The following is an 18,128-nucleotide window of genomic DNA, read 5'->3' as shown; positions in this document are numbered from 1 at the left end:
GTGGCGCGGGAACCGCCGGGGCAGGCCGTGTGCGATCCACGGGCCTGCCCCGACCCGCTCGGATCGACCGAAAGACGCAGCCTCTCTCAGCCGATCCGATCCAGTCGAAAGGCCTTAGCGCAGCGTCTCCGCCCAGTCGGCCGGTACCCGGCCCTCCGGCCCGGGCACAGGCTGGTCCTCGGGGTGGCAGGCGGGTGGAGCCAGGTCCGGCCCGGACTCGTACAGCTGGGACGTGGTGAAGTCCCAGAACCAGCCTTCGTCCGGCTCGAAGCTACGGATCACCGGATGCCCGGTGGCGTGGAAGTGGGCAGTGGCGTGCTTGGCCGGAGAGTCGTCGCAGCAGCCGATGTGCCCGCACTGAGCGCACCGCCGCAGATGGAACCACCAACCGCCCGCCTCGTTGCACTCCACGCAGCCACTGCCGCTCGGCGGGACCCCGGGATCGATTCCGTTCACTGTGCTCATCTTGCCTCCGGTGACGATTCGGGAGCCGGCTGGGGTTCGGCGCTCTGCTCGGCGACGTCGGACTCCGCGGCGGTCAGTGGCAGCCGCACCTGGAACCGTGTGTCGCCCGGCACCGACTGGACGTCCAGGCTGCCGTGGTGCTTGTTGGCGATGATGCGCCAGGAGATGTCCAGGCCGAGCCCGGTTCCCTGACCCACCGGCTTGGTGGTGAAGAAGGGGTCGAAGATACGGTTGCGGATCTCCGACGGCACACCGGGGCCCGTGTCGCAGAACTCGACGAGCAGCCGGTCGCGGTCGCGCGAGGTCCGCACGGTCAGCGTGCCGTCACCGCCCGATTCCTCGATGGCCGAGACCGCGTTGTCGATGATGTTCGTCCACACCTGGTTGAGCTCGCCGGGGTAGGCGGGAATGCTCGGCAGGGTGCGGTCGTACTCCTTGACCACCGTGATCCGACGGCCGATCTTTCCGGAGAGCATCAGCAGGGTGCTGTCGAGAAGTTCGTGGACGTCGACGACCTGGTACGGCGCCCGGTCGAGCTGGGAGTACTGACGGGCGGCATTGACCAGGGTGGACACCCGGGTCGTGGAGTCCTCGATCTCGTTCATCAGCAGCTCGGTCTCGACCGTGTAGTTGAGCCACCGGATCGCGCTTTCCAGTGCACCCTCCTCGACGGCCGCCTCGACCTGGTCGAGCCAGTCGGTGTCGAGACCGGCCTGGACGAACGTGGGAGCCAGCTGCCAGCCGCCCTGGATGCCGTGGTCCTCGAGCCAGTCGCCGATCGCGTCCTCACGGTCGGACGCCTCCAGCGGACTGACCGGCATCGCCTTGGCGACCTGTTCCGCGGTCCGCTCCTGGATGTCGACCAGGGTCAGCAGCGCCTCCGGCTCGTACCGCCCGGCGGCGATCATGCCCAGCTTGTGCCGCATCCCGGCGACCCGCTCCCGCAGCGCCGCCGTCGCGCTCACGGCGGCCGCGGCAGGGTTGTTGAGCTCATGGGTGAGTCCCGCGGACAGGGAGCCGAGTGCCAGCAGCCGTTCCCGCTGGTTGATGATCTGCTGTGTGTTCTTGTTGCCGAAGAACAGGCCCTCCAGCAGATGCACCGCCATCGGGAACCAGTCCCGCATGACCGAGGAGAAGGTCTCGGAGGGCAGGACGAAGAACCGCGAGGGTTCGGTCACCCGCATCGATCCGTTGTACTTCGCCCCCCGGGCCCGCTCGCCCAGGTACGCCTGGAAGGCACCCGCGTACACCCCTCGCTGTGACGTCCGGGAGATCTCCACGTCGTCGGAGCCGACACGGCGATACATCACCACCGTGCCGCTCAGCAGGACGAAGAAGCACGTGGCCGGTTCGCCCTCGGTGTACACCGCGCCGGGTTCGAACAGTTCCACCCGGCCCTCGTGACAGAGCCGTGCCAACTGGTCGTCGGTGAGCTTCTCGAACAGGAAGAGTGTCTTGAGCTCCTCCTTGTCGCACGTCATCGTCCGGCCGCCCACGCACCGCTCCCCGTCCTGTGGATTCATGACTGCTCCAGATACCGGTGGACGAGCATCACCGCCATGGCCCCCTCGCCGACCGCCGATGCGACCCGCTTGGCGGACTCGGCGCGCGCGTCGCCCGCGACGAACACACCGGGGACATTGGTCTCCAGATGGTACGGGGGCCGTTCGAGCTCCCAGCTGGGCGGCGGCTGCCCGTCGCAGGTCATGTCGGGACCGGTCAGGATGAACCCGTGCTCGTCCCGCAGCACGGTCCCTTCCAGCCACTCCGTCAGCGGGGCGGCCCCGATGAACACGAACAGCCACTGCGCGTCGACGAGTTCGGTGTGACCGGTGACCACGTCGCGCAGTGTCAACTGCTCCAGGTGGTCGGTGCCGTGCGCCGCCTCCACCACGGTTCCGGTGCGCACCGAGATATTGGGGGACTCGGCGATCTGCTGGATCAGATAGTGCGACATGGACGCGGACAGCGACTCGCCCCGGACGAGCACGGTGACCGACTTGGCGCCCCGGGCGAGGTACATCGCCGCCTGCCCCGCGGAGTTGGCGCCGCCGACGATGTAGACGTCCTGGCCCGAACAGGCGGGGGCCTCCGTCAGCGCCGAACCGTAGAAGACACCGCACCCCGTCAGCTTCTCGAGGCCCGGGGCGTTGAGCTGCCGGTAGGTCACGCCGGTCGCCAGGATCACGCTGTGCGCCGAGATGGCCGGCCCGTCCGAGAACCGCACGATGCGTGCCGACCCGTTGACCTCCAGAGAGCACACCTCGCGTGCGGTGAGGATCTCGGCGCCGAACTTCTTCGCCTGACGGCGGGCCCGGTCGGTCAGTTGCGCGCCGGACACTCCGTCCGGGAAGCCGAGGTAGTTCTCGATGCGGGAGCTCTGCCCGGCCTGGCCGCCGGTCGCCGACCGCTCCACGAGCAGCGTCCGCAGACCCTCCGACGCCCCGTACAGCGCGGACCCGAGGCCGGCCGGACCGCCGCCGATGACGATCAGGTCGTAGAACTCCGCGGTGGGTGTCGTGGCCAGCCCGACGTGGGACGCGAGTTCCTGTTCACCCGGTTCGAGCAGGGGTGTGCCGTCCGGGGTGACGACGAGCGGCAGGCGGTCCCCGCTGTGTCCGGCTGCCGCCAGCAGCCGTTGGCCCTCGGGGGTGTCGACCGAGTACCAGCGGTAGGGAACCTGGTTGCGGGCGAGGAACTCCCGTACCTCCGACGACCGCGCCGACCAGCGGTGCCCCACCACCTTCGTGCTCGGTACCGGCCGGTAGTCCGAGGTCCGCCACGCCTCCAGCAGATCGTCCAGGACGGGGTAGAGCTTCTCCTCCGGCGGGTCCCACGGCTTGAGCAGGTAGTGGTCGAGGTCGATGACGTTGATCGCGTCGATGGCGGCGCTGGTGTCCGCGTACGCGGTGAGCAGGACCCGGCGCGCGCCGGGGTAGACGTCCAGGGCCTGTTCCAGGAATTCGATGCCGTTCATCTCGGGCATGCGGTAGTCGGCCATGATCACGGCCACCAGGTCGCCCCGCAGCTTCAACTCCCGCAGGGCATCGAGGGCGCTCTCACCGGACTCGGCGCGCACGATGCGGTAGGACTCGCCGTACCGGCGCCGAAGGTCGCGCGCCACGGCACGCGACACTCCGGGGTCGTCGTCCACGGTCAGGATGACGGTCCGTGCAGCTGCGCTGGCAGCCTGTGCCATAAAGTCTCCCACCCCGAACTCATCGGCGTCCCGCCCATCGTATGTTCGATCGTCCGGTTTCGCTCCGGAACCAGGTGAGCGCCCGGATCGGTAGCGTGTGCACGTCGGATCATGAACAGGGAGGCAGCCGTATGACCCGCCCCATCACCGTGGGAGTGGACGGATCACCGGAGAGCGTCGCCGCGGCGGCCTGGGCGGGCCGTGAGGCGGTGCGCCGGGGTCTGCCGCTGCGGATCGTGCACGCCTGGCACTGGGAGCCGTACGAGATCGTCCCGGCCGCGGACCGGGACGCCCAGGCGCGCTGGGCCCGGGAGACCGCGGAGGCGACCCGGCGGACGCTCACCGAGCGCCACCCGGAGCTGACCGTGACCGCCGAGGCCCTGGAGGGCCCGCCCGTCGAGGTCCTGGTGGAGGAGGCCGCCGCAGCGGAGCTCGTGGTGCTCGGATCGCGGGGCCACGGCGCGGTCGTGGGCTTCCTGCTCGGCTCCGTCGGGCGGCAGGTGATCGCCGAGTCCGCCCGGCCCGTGGTGCTGGTCAGGTCCGACGACCGGGCGGCGGCCGAGGCGGCGGGCCGCGAGATCGTCGTCGGCCAGCACGGGGAGCCGGACGACGGCGCCGCCGCGCTGGAGTTCGCGTTCACCACGGCGGCGGCCCGGGGGGCGGCGGTCCGTGTCGTGCGGGCCTGGACCCTGCCGCCCGTGTTCGCCTACAGCCCCGCATCGCTGAAGCTGCTCGACGAGGCCGGCGGTCTGGAGCCGTACGAGCGCAAGGCGCTGGACGAGGCGCTGCGGCCCTGGCGGGAACGCTTTGCGGACGTGCCGGTCACCGAGCACGTGGAGATGGGCAGCGCGGGTCAGGTGCTGCTCTCCGGGGCCGCTCGTGCGCAGCTCGTGGTGGTGGGGCGGCACTCCTCCCGCGTGGTGGGCCCGCGCATCGGCTCGGTGGCGCATGCGCTGGTCCACCACGCGCCCTGCCCGGTCGCGGTCGTCCCGCCGGCCTGACCCCTCAGGACGAGGCCCTGGGGCCCGCCGGGGCGGATTCCCTGGCCGCCGTACCTCGTGGACGGGCCTGTTGGATCTGCTGCGCCGGGCGGCCGCCGGGACGGCGGGCCCGATGGCCCGCCGTCCCGGCGGTGGACCTACGATGCGCCGTCGGTGCGCCGCAGGGTGCGGTCCAGGAGCGCGAGCAGCTCGCTCCAGTGGCGGTCCGCCGCCTCGGCGTCGTAGCTCGAGGTGTCGGCCTGGGTGTAGCCGTGGTGGGCGCCGGGGTACACCTCGCTGCGGTGGCGGACGCCCGCCTCCGTGAGCGCCTTGTCCAGCCGCTCGATCTGCTCGGGCGGCATCGAGGCGTCCTGGTCGGCGTGGCCGAAGTAGACCTCGGCGGTGACGCGGTCGGCCACCAGATGAGGGCTGTCCGGGGCGTCGGTCGCCAGCTGTCCGCCGTGGAACCCGGCCACGGCGGCGACCCGGTCGGGATGCGTACCGGCGGTGCGCAGTGCCAGCCGGGAGCCCATGCAGTAACCGGTGATGCCGATCGGACCGTCGGCGGCCTGGGGACAGTCGGCGAGCCAGCGCAGATAGGCGTCCGCGTCGCGTTCGACCACCTCGGGCGTCAGGGCCCGCACGAGCGGGCTGATCTGCTGCAAGATCTCCGGGCGCTCGGCCGTGTCGATGAACTCGGGCAGTTCGACGACGGGCGCCCGGCCGTGCCGGTAGAAGACGTTGGGTACGAGGACGGTGTAGCCGTTCCCGGCGAGGCGGTCGGCCATCTGCTTCAGGTTCGGGCGCAGACCGAAGGCGTCCATGTAGAGCAGAACCGCGGGGTGGGGGCTGCCGTCGTCCGGGTAGGCCAGGTAGGCGTCGGCAGTGCCGTCCTGAGTGGGGATGTCCACGGACGTCCCACAGGTGGAGGTCATGTGCTGTTCTCCTGACTTTCGTCATCCGGCCTATGGCGATCCGGCCGGGCCTTCGGGCGCCATCATCGCAACGCCGGCCGGCGGTCCCGCGCCCGGGGATCATCGGCGCGGCGGAACGGCACGCGGAACGAATCGCGTGGGGCGTTCGGGCGGAGGACGGTCCCGTCAGGCGGAGGGAGGTGTCGGCGTGTCCTCGTCCACGGCATCGGACAGCGTCCCGCGGACCCGGGGCAGGATGTTCGCGACGTAGTCCTCGACGGCGGTGTCCAGACCGATGTCGTGCTGGGCCCGCTCGGACAAGTACCAGCGGTGTTCGAGGAGTTCGTGGTACAGCTCGGCGGGATCCATCGAGCCCCGCAGTTCCGGCGGCACGGCGCGCACCGTGGGCCGGAAGACGTCCCGCACCCAGCGGTGGGCCAGTACCTCGGGCCGGGCGGCGAGGGGATCGCCGGGCGCGTAGTCGTCCTGCGTGGCCATCCAGCTCTCGAGGTCGGTGAGCAGCCGCCGGGCCTGGTTCTCCTCGGTGTCGAGTCCGGTCAGCCTGAGCAGCTGCCGCTGGTGGTGCCCCGCGTCGACGACCTTCGGGACGAACGTGACCGTGTCGCCGTTGCTGGAGTGCCCGATCTGCATCTCCGCGACGTCGAACCCGAGGTCGTTCAGCCGTCGGACCCGGCGGTCGATGTAGTGGTACTTGCCGGCCGGATACACCGATGTGCGGGTCAGCTCCTCCCACAGCCGGGTGTACCGCTCGCAGATCTCCGCGCCGAACTCGATGGCGTCCACGGACGGATGCAGCGCCCCGGACGCCTCCAGGTCCAGCAGCTCGCCGCTGATGTTGACGCGTGCGAGATCGAGGTCGTATTCGCGCTGTCCGGAGCTCAGCCTCGGATGCAGCTCCCCGGTCTCGGCATCCACCAGATACGCGGCGTACGCGCCCGCGTCCCGCCGGAACAGGGTGTTGGAGAGCGAGCAGTCGCCCCAGGCGAATCCGGCGAGATGCAGTCGCACAAGAAGCACGGCGAGCGCGTCCATCAGCCGGTGCATGGTGGCGGGCCGCAGCGTCGTCTCGAACATCGACCGGTAGGGCATCGAACCGCCCAGATGCCGGGTGATCAGCACCGGTTCGAGGGGTTCACCGTCCCCGTCGGCGCGGCCGGTGACCACGGCGAGCGGGTCCACCGCCGGGATGCCGAGCCGGTCCAGGTCCCGCAGCAGCTCGAACTCCCGCACCGCGGGCCGCTCGGCCAGTTCCTTGACCGCCACGACCTCCGAGCCGGCCCGCGCGTAGCGCACCACGTGCCGGGAGATGCCGCGCGGCAGCGGTACGAGAACCTGCTCGGGCCACTGCTCCAGAGGCAGTTGCCAGGGCAGGTCGAGCAGGAGCGCGGGGTGCTCCGGATTGGTCGCGCTGATCTGCAGAGCCATCGAAGGACTGTCCTCGCCTCATGGTCGGTCGTCGTGCCGAGGAGCATCACCGCACCCGTACGGCGCCCGCGTCAACATGCGGCCGGATCATGGACGGGAACGCCGGTGGCGCATGACGGAGGCCGGGACGGCGGGGCTGGACGAGAGGACGCCCGGCGCTACGCGTGGGCGGTGCCGGGAGGCTCGTGGCGACGTGTGGCGAGCAGGAGCGCGATGTCGTCCGGGCGGTCGGTGGCCCGCCGGGCACGTTCCATGAGCCGGTCCCCGATGTCCGACAGGGAGGGGCCGGGCCCGTGGGCCGAACTGTCGCCCGCGAGAGCCCTGCGCAGGGCCTCGACCCCTTCGTCGATGTCGTGTCCCGGTTGCTCGACGAGCCCGTCGGTGTAGAGCGCCAGGACGGCCCCGGGTTCCAGTCGCAGATGTGTCACCGGATAGCGGGCCTGCGGATCCACCCCGAGCACCAGCCCGCCGGGCAGATCGAGGACCTCCGCCCGGCCGTCCGGATGGCGCAGCAGCGGCTGCGTGTGCCCGGCCCGTACGGCGCGTGCGTACCCGGTGTCCGGGTCCAGCCGGATGTAGCAGCAGCTCGCGAACTGGCCGGGATCGAGGTCGATGAGCAGCCGGTTGGTGCCGCCCATCACCTGGTGCGGGGCGTTGTCGCGGAGCGCGAACGCCCGTACCGCGCTGCGCAGTTGGCCCATCGTGGCGGCCGCCTGAACTCCGTGGCCCTGTACGTCTCCGATGACCAGGGCCAGGCCGTCGCCGGCCTCGACGACGTCGTACCAGTCGCCGCCGACATCCATGCCCTGGGTGCCGGGAAGATAGCAACCCTCCGTCTCCACCTGCGGATGCTCCGAAAGCCGGTGCGGGAGCAGTGCCTCCTGCAGACCGCGCGCCAGTGCGGCTTCGGAGTCGTAGAGCCGGGCCCGCTCCAGGGCCTGGGCGATCAGACCGGCGAGCGCGGTGAGCACCGTGCGCACCTCGGCGCTGTAGGTGCGCGGCCGTTCGAAGCCGAGCACACATGCACCGACCGGCCGCCCGGAGGCGATCAGCGGCAGGAACGCCCGCGAGCCCACCGGCGTGTCGAGCGGCATGTCCGGATAGGCGGCCTCCAGTTGCTGCATCGATTCGAAGAACAGCGGTCGGCCGGAATTGAGCGTCTCCACGCCCGGCAGTTTGGCGTCGAGACCCACGCCGTCGAACTGCGAGAGGAACCGCGGCGGGAAACCGGTCTCCCAGGCCAGGTGCAGATGCCGCTCCTGCATCAGGTAGATGGCCAGCCGGGTCCCGCCGAAGGCGGGCAGCAACTCCCGCATCACCACCTCGGACACCTGGCGCGCGGTGACGGCCTCGGACAGGGCCATCGCCAGCACGATGGGCCGGTACACGGGGGTGGGGGTCTCCCCGACCGACAGCGGTCCCTCCGGCGCCGCGGGCTCACCCATGGAGGGCGGCTCCGCGGTGTGTCCGAGCGGCACCATCCGGCAGGTCAGGACGTCCGCGCCGGGATAGACCGAGAGGGTGAGCCAGTCCCCGTCCCCGCCCCGTACGGTGCCCGAGCCGGGGCGCTGCACATGGAAGTGCACCGGCTCCGGCGTGATCAGGGCCGCTCTCAGCCGTTCCTCGTAGGCGGGGCGCTCCAGCCAGGGGACGGCGTCCCACAGGGTCCGGCCGACGAGCTCGGCCTGCGGCCGGCCCAGCAGGTCGGCGGCGCTCGGGTTGGCGTAGGTGATCAGGCCGAGGCGGTCGAAGGCGAAGAGACCGTCGGGCAGCAGATCGGTGGCCTCCCGGGCCGCCTGCCCCGCCCCCCGGTCGATCACCAGTCCGCCGACGCGGTACCCACGCCGGGTCGATCCCTCGGTCCAGAACTCCAGCATCAGATGACCGCCGTTCTCGGTGCGCACACCGAGCGGACGCGACGGCGGTGAGCCGGCGGCGGTCTCCCGCAGCGCGCCGAGCACCAGATGCGCGTCGTCGGGGGAGATGGCCGAGGCGAGGGCCTCGGGTGAGCGGGCCGCGTCGTCCTTGGCGCCGCCGGTCATGTCCCAGAACGTGGCGTCGGCGGTGACCGAGGAGTCGCTGGGGTCCCAGACGAAGTGCCCGATGAAGCCCTCGGGCAGACCGCGGGAGGGCAGCCGTACGCCCATCGGGTCCCCGTCCCAGTGCAACGGGACCCCGTCCTGTTCCAGGGCGCGCAGGGCGCCCCCCAGGCGCTCCGCGACCGCCGTGACCCTGGCCCGGTGGGGCAGCGCCTCGGGGGCCTCGGGGAGCGGGGGTCTCAGCACAGCCAGGACGCCGTACGCCGTTGTACCGCTCATGACGGGCACGTACATCGAACCGAAGCGGAACGGCAGCCCGGCCGCCATCTGCGGGTAGCGCCGCATCGTGTCCTCGGCATCGGTGAGCACGACGGGTGTGCGGAGCCGGTAGGCGTCCGCGACGGGAAGCTGCCGGTCCATGTGCACTCGCGACCACGGCCGGAACAGCGGTCCCGGCAGCCCGGCGAGCACCGCGAGGCGCAGTACCGCGGGCGTGCCGGCGCGCAGGTAGACCCCGCCCGCGAAGCCGGCCACGGCCTGGATCGCGTCCGTCACGGCGCCGGTCAGCACAGCGGTCGGTGTCCCGGGTGCGCTGTCCACGCGCTCGGCGCTCCCTTGCATCGGTCTGCCTTCGTCCCGAGCCGTCGGGTGAGGTATCACAGCAAGAATGCGCCGTACTGCCCCCGACGCGCATCCGGACGGCTCGGTAAGGGGGCCGCGGCCGTCGCACCCGACACCTGCGGCGCGGCGAAGCCGGTCGCGGGGCAGCGCGGTCCGTAGTCCGCGGCGGGCGGTCCGGGAGTATGCGCCGGGGCGAGGGCCCGGGCCTGGCCGTGCCGGGCCCGGCAGCGTGTCGTGCGGGCCTGCCGATTCCGTTTGCGACGCGTGGGGCCGCGGAGGCGGGACCGCCGTGTGCGGAGGGTGACCACGGTCGGCCGGTGGGCGCGCCGGTGGTGAGCGTCGGCCGCATGACCTGCCGGGACCGGCAGGTGTCGGGCGGGCGCTGCCGGGGTCGCCGTCCGCGGGGGCACCGCCGACCGGTCGGCGCGGTGGCGGTGGCCACCCGCCATACCGGCCCCCGGGCGTGACCGGCAGCGCGCCGGGCGGCGTCGCCGCTGCCGGCTCACGACGTAGGGGGCCGCCGAAGCCGGATTCGCCGTCCGAGGGGGCGCCTACGGTCGGCCGGTCGGCGCGGCGGCGGTGCGTGCCCGCCCCACGACCCGCCGCGCAGCGGCTGACACCCGCTCACCTCGTGCGTCGGAACACGTCGTCGGAGTCGTCCCACAGGGGAAGTTCCTCGGACCTCCGCTCCCGTGGAACCCGCGACGCGGAGTGGTACATCCCGTCGATCTCGACCGCGTACCGGTGCGCGATGGCGTCCCTGCGCAGCTTCATCGACGGGGTCAGGAGTCCGTTGGACACATCGAAGGGCTCCGGAAGGACGCGGAAGACCCGGATGGACTCGGACCGCGACACCGTGGTGTTCGCGGCGGCCACGGCACGGGCGACCTCCTGGCGCAGCGCGTTCGCCTCCCGCGCCTCGCCCGCCGGGGCTTCCCCCGGCATGAACAGCGAGCCGCGCCAGTGCGCCACGAACTCCGGGTCCAAGGTGATCAGGGCACCCACGCAGGGCCGGTTGTCGCCGACGACCACCGCCTGGTGGATGAGCGGGTGCATGCGCAGCCGCTCCTCGAGGGCCGCCGGGGCGACGCTCTTCCCGCCGCTCGTGACGATGATGTCCTTCTTGCGGCCCGTGATGGACAGGTATCCCTCCGGATCGATGTGCCCGAGGTCGCCCGTCGCCAGCCAGCCCTCGCGCAGCGCCGCGTGTGTGCCCAGATCGTCGTTCACGTACCCCTGGAAGACCGAGGGGCCGCGTACGAGGATCTCCCCGTCCGGTGCCACCTGCACGTCGATGCCCGGCAGCGGGAGCCCGACGGTGCCGGACTTCTCCCGCCCGAGCGGCTGGGCAGTGATCCCTCCGCCCGTCTCGGTCAGTCCGTACCCGTCGTGCACGTGGATGCCGATCCCCTCGTAGAACAGGGCGAGTTCACGGCTGAGCGGCGATCCGCCGGACACGGCGCCGCACACCCGCCCGCCGAGGGCGGCGCGCACCTTCCGGTAGACCGCCTTCTCGTAGAGGCTGTGCTGGAGCTTCAGGTCGAGACCGGGTCCGGGCCCCGTGCCCAGCCGCTGCCGCTCCGTCGCCAGGGCGTAGTCCTGCGCCGTGCGCACGGCCCGCTCGAACAGGGCTCCCCGGCCCGCCTGCTGGGCGGCGCGGAGGGCGTTCTTGTAGAGCTTCTCGAAGACGAACGGGACCGCGCACAAGTAGGTGGGACGGAAGGTCAGCAGGGACTCGGCGAGGACGTCCGCGCGGAGTTCGGGTTCGTGGCCCATGAGCAGACCGCCCCGCAGGCAGAGCACCTGGACCATCAGCCCGTACACATGGGAGAAGGGCAGGAACACGACGGTGGACGGCTGCTCGCCGGGCGGAGCCCAGGTGTGACCCCAGCCGGCCAACCTCGTGTCGCCGGCGCCGGCCAGATTACGATGGCTGAGCGCGCATCCGCGGGGGTGTCCGGACGTGCCCGAGGTGTAGGCGATGACCGCCGTCGAGTCGGGCAGCACGATCCGGCGCAACGAGTCCACGGTCGTGGCCGGTACCGGACGGCCGCGCTCCACGAGTGCCTTGAGCGCGCCGGTGTCCAACTGCCAGACGTGGCGCAGCCGGGGCAGCGAGGCGCACACGGACCCCACGGTCATCACTCCGTGCTCGTCCTCGACCAGCACGGCGACCGAGTCCGAGTCCCTGAGGATCCACTCGACCTGTTCGTGCGAGGACGTCGGGTAGATCGGCACGACCTCGGCCCCGACCGCCCACAGGGCGCAGCTGAGCACGGTCCACTCGTAACGGGTGCGCGCCATGATGGCCACCCGGTCGCCGGGACGGATGCCCGAGGCGACGAGTCCCTTGGCCAGATCGACCACTTCGTCCCGCAGCTCGATCGCGGTCACCGTCGTCCAGGTGCCGTCGGCGCCACGACGGGCGATCTGTGGCAGAAGCGGGTCCCGGGCCGCCCGGTCGAAGACGCTGTCGGCGAGCCCTCCGGTCATGACGGGCCATCCGGTGGTGTCCTGGGCGGCCGCCCGGACGTTCCCCAAGTCGCGCATGCGCCGCCCCCGAGTCTCTCTGCGACGTCGCCGATGGATGCGGGATCGGCGGTGCTCGAATCTAGCCCAGGTTGCCGCCGGGTGCGGCGGAATACGACAAGGAACTCACGGGAAGTGGCAGCAGGAGGTTCCGGTCGCGGACGGAGGATTCGCCGCAGCGAACACCCCCCGGTCCACCGCTCCGTCCGTGCGCGGGGCGTCTGCGCGGCGACGACGCCTTGAACGGCCGGCTCGGAGCGCCGGCGGCCTCCCGCGCCGCGTCACCAACGGCCGGGCTCCGTACCGGTGATGGGCGCCGAGGGCTTGCCGTCGGGCCCCACCGGTACGTCTCCGGCGAGCATCACGCGGTGCATGATCCGGGGATGCCCGGGGGTGACCAGATCCCCGGGGGCGAGGTGGATGGTGGCCCGGTTGTCCCAGAAGGCGACGCTGCCCGGTTCCCAGCGGAAGCGGACCGTGTACTCGGGACGCGTGGCCTGCTCCAGGAGCAGTTGCAGGACGTGTGCGCTCTCGGCGCGCGAGAGGCCCGTGATCTGCTCGAGGTAGTAGCCGTTCACGAACAGCACCCGTTCGCCCGTCTCGGGATGCACTCGTACGAGCGGGTGCTCCGTCGCCACCTGATGGTCGAGGAGATGCCGCAGATAGGCGTCGTCGCCGGGCCGCGCCTGGTAGCCGACGCCCAGCCGGTGCTCGGCGCGCAGCCCGTCGGCGAAGGCCCGTAGCGGCTCCGAGAGCCCGGCGTAGGCGGCCGCCAGGTTGGACCACTGGGTGTCCCCGCCGTAGGGCGGCACCGTCTCGGCGCGCAGGATGGTAGCGGCGGGCGGATCGACACGGGCACCGTGGTCGCAGTGCCAGCCCCTCAGCAGCGAGTGCCGCCTGCGGCGCAGCCATTCGTCGTGATCCATGCCGTAGCGCCCGCCGAGCTCCAGCCGGTCGGCCGTGGTCTCCACCTCGGGGTGGTCCTGCGGTGAGGCGCTCCCGCGCTTGCCCAGGATCACCGGTTCGCCGAACCGACGGGCGAGCGCGATGTGTGCGGCGTGGTCGAGCTCCTGGTCCCGGAAGAACACGACCTTCCAGCGCAGCACGGCGGACCGGATGGCGGCGACCGCCGCGTCGTCCAGGTCGCCGGCCAGATCGACCCCCGTGATCTCGGCGCCGATATGGCCCGCGACGGGCCTCGGCTCGATCTCCGTACCGCTGTCCCCGGTCATGCCGGCTCCGTCCGTCGTTCGTGCGGACCTCTCGGGGCAAGCATCGCCTGTCGGCCGCCCGTGCGAAAGATCGCACGGGCGGTCCGGCGGGACGTGACCGGGGCCGCGCCGCCGCCCGGGGCTCAGAGGGCCGGCCGCCAGCCGAGCGCCGGTCCCAGCCGGGTGGCGATGTCCGTGAGGATCTGTACGTAGTCCTCGTGCTCGAACGTGAACGGCAGGGCGAACGCCACCTCGTGGACCTCCCGGAACGCGGTGTGCGCATACAGCTGTTCGGCGATCTGCCCGGACGGGCCGACGAGGTCGGGCGCGAACATCAGCCGGCCGGGGCCCTGCGGCGTTGCCGTGCGCGCCATCCGCTTCGCCGCGAACTCCTCGTACCTGGCGCGCTGTTCGGACGTCGCACTGTCGGTGGGGATCACGACGAGCCCCTGCGAGACCCGGGCGCGCTCGCCCTCGGGGTGATGGGCGCGGAACGCGCGGATGTGCGAGAGCTGCACCTCGGCGAAGTCCTCCGACTCCTCCGCCTTCACGACACTGCTGGTCAGCAGGTTCATCCCGTGTTCGCCCGCCCACCGTGCCGAGCGGAGGCTCCCGCCGCCGTACCACATGCGCCTGCCCAGGCCGGGGGAGTGCGGCTGGACCCGCTCGGAGAACACCTCGAAGCCCTCGACACCGCTGAAGTCGGTGGCCGGCTTCCCGCGCACGAAGTCCAGCAACCGCTGCACGCGTTCGTAGCCGAAGTCCTCCATGCCGGCGGTGTCCGGGTGGAGCGCCTGCTTGACCTGGTCATAGTGCATCGGGGGGCCGACGCTGATGCCGGGGTTGAGCCGGCCGCCGGACAGGATGTCGACGGTGGCCAGGTCCTCGGCGAGGCGCAGCGGGTTCTCCCAGCCCAGTGGTATGACCGCGGTCCCGAGCTCGATCCGCTGCGTACGCTGGGTGGCGGCCGCGAGCACGGCGACCGGCGAGGAGATCCCGAACTGCAGATGGCGGTGGCGCACCCAGGCGCTGTCGAAGCCGAGCCGCTCGCCCAGTTCGATGATCTCCAGCGTCGACTCGTGCCCGCGACGGGGATCGGCCTCGTCGAACAGGCCGATGGTGAGGAATCCCAGCTTCTGCAGCGGTTGCGAGGTCGGCGGCACAGGGCTCCTCCAGGATCCGTGGCATGTCTGCCGTACGGCGGTGCTGTGTTCGATTCTCGCAGGTGATCGTTGCGGGGGTGTGACAGGGCCGTGGTGCCGTAGGGGCCACAGTGACGGACGTGAAGCGTGGCGGCCCGGGGAAGGCTCCGCGGGGGCGGACACCGCTTGCGCCGGGCGGGTGGTCCCGTCGCCGGCCGGGCGGAAGATGCCGAAGACAAGGGCACGGCACGCGACGGCCCGGGCAGGCAGGACACAGGGGGGATCGTGGCGGACGTACGGACCATCGACGGCACGCACGGCGACGGGTACGAGGAGGCGCGGGACTTCGCACGCTTACGTGCCCGCGAGTTCGGCTACCTCGACGCCGGGGGGCACACCTATCTGGACCACACGGGGGCCGGCCTGCCCCCGCGCTCCCTCGTCAGCGGGAGCGCGGCGCGGATCACCGGTGCCCTCTTCGGCAACCCGCACTCGGAGAGCCCCGCCTCACGCGCCTCGGGCCTGCTGCTCTCGGAGGCCCGGCAGGCGGTGCTGCGCCACTTCCGCGCGGACCCCGGCGAGTACGCGGTGATCTTCACACCGAACGCGACGGGCGCGCTGCGCCTGGTGGGCGAGGCCTATCCGTTCGATCGGCGCAGCAGGCTGGTGATGGCGCTGGACAACCACAACTCCGTGAACGGCCTGCGCGAGTACGCCCGTGCGAGGGGAGCGGCCACCGCGTACGTTCCCGTGGCAGGACCCGCCCTGAGGCTCGACGAGCAGCGGCTCGAGGCCGCGTTGACCACCGCCGGGCGCGGGCTGCTGCCCGGACGCGCTCGCCGGCGCGGGCTGCTGGCCTATCCTGCGCAGAGCAACTTCACCGGAGTGCAGCACTCGTTGGAGTGGATCGCCCGCGCCCGGGAGCGTGGCTACGACGTGCTGCTGGACGCCGCCGCCTTCGTCCCCACGAACACGCTGGACCTGAGCCGGTTCCATCCGGACTTCACCGTGGTCAGTTGGTACAAGGTCTTCGGTCACCCCACCGGCGTGGGCAGCCTGATCGCACGCAAGGAGGCGCTCGCCCGGCTGCGCCGCCCCTGGTTCTCGGGCGGCACGATATACGCGGTCAGCGCACAGGCGCAGTGGCACGTCCTGGCCTCCGACGAGGCGGCGTTCGAGGACGGCACCGTCAACTTCCTCTCCATACCGGATGTCACCGCCGGACTCGACTGGATCGACCGGATCGGAGTGCACCGGGTGCACACGCATGTGGCCGCGCTCACGGACCGGTTGCTCGCCGGCCTCGGCGGATTGCGCCACAGCGACCGTTCGCCCCTGGTCAGGGTGTACGGCCCCGGGGCCGGAGAGCCGGACCGCGGCGGTACCGTCGCGCTGAACGTGCTCGGGGCGGACGGCCGTGTCGTGGACGAGCGGATCGTCACACGGGACAGCGCGGCCCGCGGGATCTCCCTGCGTACCGGTTGCTTCTGCAACCCCGGAGCCGGTGAGGCGGCCTTCGCGCTGCCGCTGCCCCGTCTGCGGGCGGCGGCCCGCACCCGTCCGCGGTCCCTCGAGGACTATCTGGAGCTGCTGCACCTGCCCTCGGCGGGCGCCGTCCGGGTCTCCCTCGGCCTGTCGTCGCGGCCGGAGGACGTGGACACGTTCCTGCGGTTCGTCGAGGAGACCTACCGGGACAGGACACCGGGCACGACCGGGCTGACCGCCCGCGTGGGCTGCTGAGAGGTCCGTCGGCCGGGGCCGGGCCGGCCGTGAGGCTGCGCAGGCCGGCACCGCGCCGGGTCAGGCGTCCCTTCGTCCGAGGGCCAGCCCGGACCCGGCCAGTGCCACCAGTGCGTACAGGCAGAACACCGCGAAGCCGGTCCAGGGCGCCAGGGTGTGGGGCATCTGCTGGACGTGGATCAGGCCCTGCCCTGCGGTGTTGGGCAGATACGGGTTGACCTCGTCGAGCCACGACGACGGGAGCGCCTGGGCGAGCACGGGAAGCACCATCAGGAGGCCGAAGAGGGTGGCGATCCCACCCGCCGTGTTGCGGAACAGCGCGCCGAACGCCACTCCGATCACCCCCACGACAGTCAGATACAGACCGGCTCCGAGGACCGCGCGCAGCACCCCGGGTTCGCCCAGCGACGTGTTCAGATGCCGGCCGGAGAGCGCCGCCTGCCCCGCCAGGAACGCCGCGAGCGAGGCGATCGTCATCAGACCCCAGGCCACGGACGCGTACACCAGGGCCTTGGCCCACAGCACCGGCAGGCGACGCGGCACCGCGGAGAGCGAGGACCGGATCATTCCCGTCGTGTACTCGCCGCTGATCACGAGGACGCCCAGCACCCCGACCGCCAGCTGGGCCAGGTAGATGCCGCGCAGACTGACCAGCGTCGGATCGAAGGCGAGCCGCTCCTGCGGTGGCAGACGGTCCCAGCGTGCCGAGGTGAAGTAGCTGAACAGACAGCCGAGTCCCACCATGGCGAGGACCGCGGCCAGCAGTGTGAAGAGGGTGGAGCGCAGCGACCGCAGTTTGATCCACTCGGAACGGATCACCTTCAGCTGGGTGACCCTGCCCCGCTCGGCGGCGGGGATCGCCGATGCCGTGGTCATGCCGCCAGTCCTTTCCCGCCCGTGCCGATGAGCCGGGCATCGGGTGCCTGGTACTCCACGGCGTCCCGGGTCAGTTCCATGAACGCCTCCTCGAGCGAGGCCTGCTGCGGAGTCAGTTCCGCCAGCGCGACACCGTGCTCCGCCGCGAGGCGTCCGATCCGGTCACTGCTCAGCCCGGTCACCTGGAGCACGCCCGCCTCCTGCGCGGCGACCGTCACGTCCGGTCCGGCCAGCAGCGCGCGCAGCCTGTCCGACTCGTCGGTGCGCACGCGCACCACGTCTCCGGCGGCCCGGGCGACGAACTGAGCCACCGAGGTGTCCGCGATCAGTCGTCCCCGCCCGATCACGATCAGGTGTTCGGCCGTCAGCGCCATCTCCGACATCAGGTGTGACGAGACCAGGACCGTGCGCCCCTCGCCGGCAAGCCCTTTGAGCAGATTGCGGATCCACAGGATCCCCTCCGGGTCCAGGCCGTTGACGGGCTCGTCGAGGATCACCGTCGCCGGGTCGCCCAGCAGCGCGCCGGCGATACCGAGCCGCTGGCCCATGCCCAGGGAGAAGCCGCCGACCCGTTTCCCCGCGACCGCGCTCAGTCCGACCAGGTCGATCACCTCGTTCACCCGGCGCCTGGAGATCCCGGTCGTAGCGGCGAGTGCCAGCAGATGGTGGTAGGCGCTGCGCCCGGTGTGGACGGCGCGCGCTTCGAGCATCGCGCCCACCTCGTGCAGCGGTGCCCGGTGCTCGGCGTACTTCCTGCCGTTGACCGCGGCCCGGCCCGAGGTGGGGGCGTCCAGGCCGAGGAGCATCCGCATCGTGGTGGACTTCCCCGCTCCGTTCGGCCCGAGGAATCCCGTGACCACGCCGGGTCGTACGGTGAAGCTCAAATCGTCGACGGCGGTGTGCTCGCCGTAGCGCTTGGTGAGGGAATGGGCCTCGATCATGCACTCCACCCTCGTACGCGCCCGT

At 71.7% G+C, this 18,128-nt stretch carries 13 protein-coding genes; 2 read left to right on the top strand and 11 right to left on the bottom strand.

Features of this window, described 5'->3' with window-relative positions; genetic code table 11:
- Positions 1-114 precede the first annotated feature (114 nt).
- Genes RCR19_RS03160 through RCR19_RS03150 form a run of 3 tightly spaced genes read right to left on the bottom strand, consistent with a single transcriptional unit; the run spans position 115 to position 3,664 of the window.
- Entirely contained in the window at positions 115-465 is a 351-nt protein-coding gene (locus tag RCR19_RS03160; protein WP_331263647.1) for a UBP-type zinc finger domain-containing protein, read from the bottom strand.
- Entirely contained in the window at positions 462-1,988 is a 1,527-nt protein-coding gene (locus RCR19_RS03155) for an ATP-binding protein (RefSeq protein WP_331263646.1), read from the bottom strand. Before RCR19_RS03155 ends, RCR19_RS03160 begins: the two co-directional genes overlap by 4 nt.
- Positions 1,985-3,664, bottom strand: coding sequence for an FAD-dependent oxidoreductase (locus tag RCR19_RS03150; RefSeq protein ID WP_331263645.1), 1,680 nt, complete (start codon positions 3,662-3,664; stop codon positions 1,985-1,987). The genes RCR19_RS03155 and RCR19_RS03150 overlap by 4 nt, the downstream gene beginning before the upstream one ends.
- A 131-nt stretch (positions 3,665-3,795) precedes the next feature.
- Between RCR19_RS03150 and RCR19_RS03145 the strand changes: the two genes are divergently transcribed.
- The gene (locus RCR19_RS03145; RefSeq protein WP_331263644.1) at positions 3,796-4,665 is read left to right on the top strand and encodes a universal stress protein; all 870 of its coding nucleotides are present in this window, start codon (positions 3,796-3,798) and stop codon (positions 4,663-4,665) included.
- 137 nt (positions 4,666-4,802) lie between these two features.
- Here RCR19_RS03145 and RCR19_RS03140 read toward each other — a convergent pair whose 3' ends face one another.
- The 6 genes from RCR19_RS03140 to RCR19_RS03115 form a co-directional block, all read right to left on the bottom strand.
- Positions 4,803-5,579 (bottom strand): dienelactone hydrolase family protein, encoded by a 777-nt coding sequence (locus tag RCR19_RS03140; RefSeq protein ID WP_331263643.1) that lies wholly within the window; start codon positions 5,577-5,579, stop codon positions 4,803-4,805.
- A gap of 165 nt (positions 5,580-5,744) precedes the next feature.
- Complete coding sequence (locus tag RCR19_RS03135; protein ID WP_331263642.1) at positions 5,745-7,004, bottom strand: DUF4032 domain-containing protein; 1,260 nt, start codon at positions 7,002-7,004, stop codon at positions 5,745-5,747.
- A gap of 158 nt (positions 7,005-7,162) precedes the next feature.
- Positions 7,163-9,664, bottom strand: a complete 2,502-nt coding sequence (locus RCR19_RS03130; protein ID WP_331263641.1) for a SpoIIE family protein phosphatase — start codon at positions 9,662-9,664, stop codon at positions 7,163-7,165.
- 624 nt (positions 9,665-10,288) lie between these two features.
- Positions 10,289-12,214, bottom strand: a complete 1,926-nt coding sequence (locus RCR19_RS03125; RefSeq protein WP_331263640.1) for an AMP-dependent synthetase/ligase — start codon at positions 12,212-12,214, stop codon at positions 10,289-10,291.
- Between the two features lie 260 nt (positions 12,215-12,474).
- Positions 12,475-13,425: a TauD/TfdA family dioxygenase gene (locus tag RCR19_RS03120; RefSeq protein WP_331263639.1), complete on the bottom strand. Its 951-nt coding sequence runs from the start codon at positions 13,423-13,425 to the stop codon at positions 12,475-12,477.
- A 122-nt stretch (positions 13,426-13,547) separates the two neighbouring features.
- Entirely contained in the window at positions 13,548-14,567 is a 1,020-nt protein-coding gene (locus RCR19_RS03115; protein ID WP_331263638.1) for an LLM class flavin-dependent oxidoreductase, read from the bottom strand.
- 264 nt (positions 14,568-14,831) lie between these two features.
- Here RCR19_RS03115 and RCR19_RS03110 point away from each other — a divergent pair, with 264 nt between their 5' ends.
- The gene (locus tag RCR19_RS03110; protein WP_331263637.1) at positions 14,832-16,286 is read left to right on the top strand and encodes an aminotransferase class V-fold PLP-dependent enzyme; all 1,455 of its coding nucleotides are present in this window, start codon (positions 14,832-14,834) and stop codon (positions 16,284-16,286) included.
- Between the two features lie 60 nt (positions 16,287-16,346).
- Here RCR19_RS03110 and RCR19_RS03105 read toward each other — a convergent pair whose 3' ends face one another.
- Positions 16,347-17,162 carry an ABC transporter permease gene (locus tag RCR19_RS03105; protein ID WP_331263636.1) on the bottom strand — a complete coding sequence of 272 codons (816 nt, stop codon included), beginning with the start codon at positions 17,160-17,162 and terminating at the stop codon, positions 16,347-16,349.
- Complete coding sequence (locus tag RCR19_RS03100; RefSeq protein WP_331263635.1) at positions 17,159-18,103, bottom strand: ATP-binding cassette domain-containing protein; 945 nt, start codon at positions 18,101-18,103, stop codon at positions 17,159-17,161. The genes RCR19_RS03105 and RCR19_RS03100 overlap by 4 nt, the downstream gene beginning before the upstream one ends.
- Positions 18,104-18,128: the final 25 nt, after the last annotated feature.

It is taken from the genome of Streptomyces sp. WAC07094 (assembly GCF_036320405.1).
GTDB classification, from domain to species: domain Bacteria; phylum Actinomycetota; class Actinomycetes; order Streptomycetales; family Streptomycetaceae; genus Streptomyces; species Streptomyces lannensis.
Note: the sequence above shows the minus strand (reverse complement) of the source record. Positions and strands in the feature narration are given on the sequence as shown.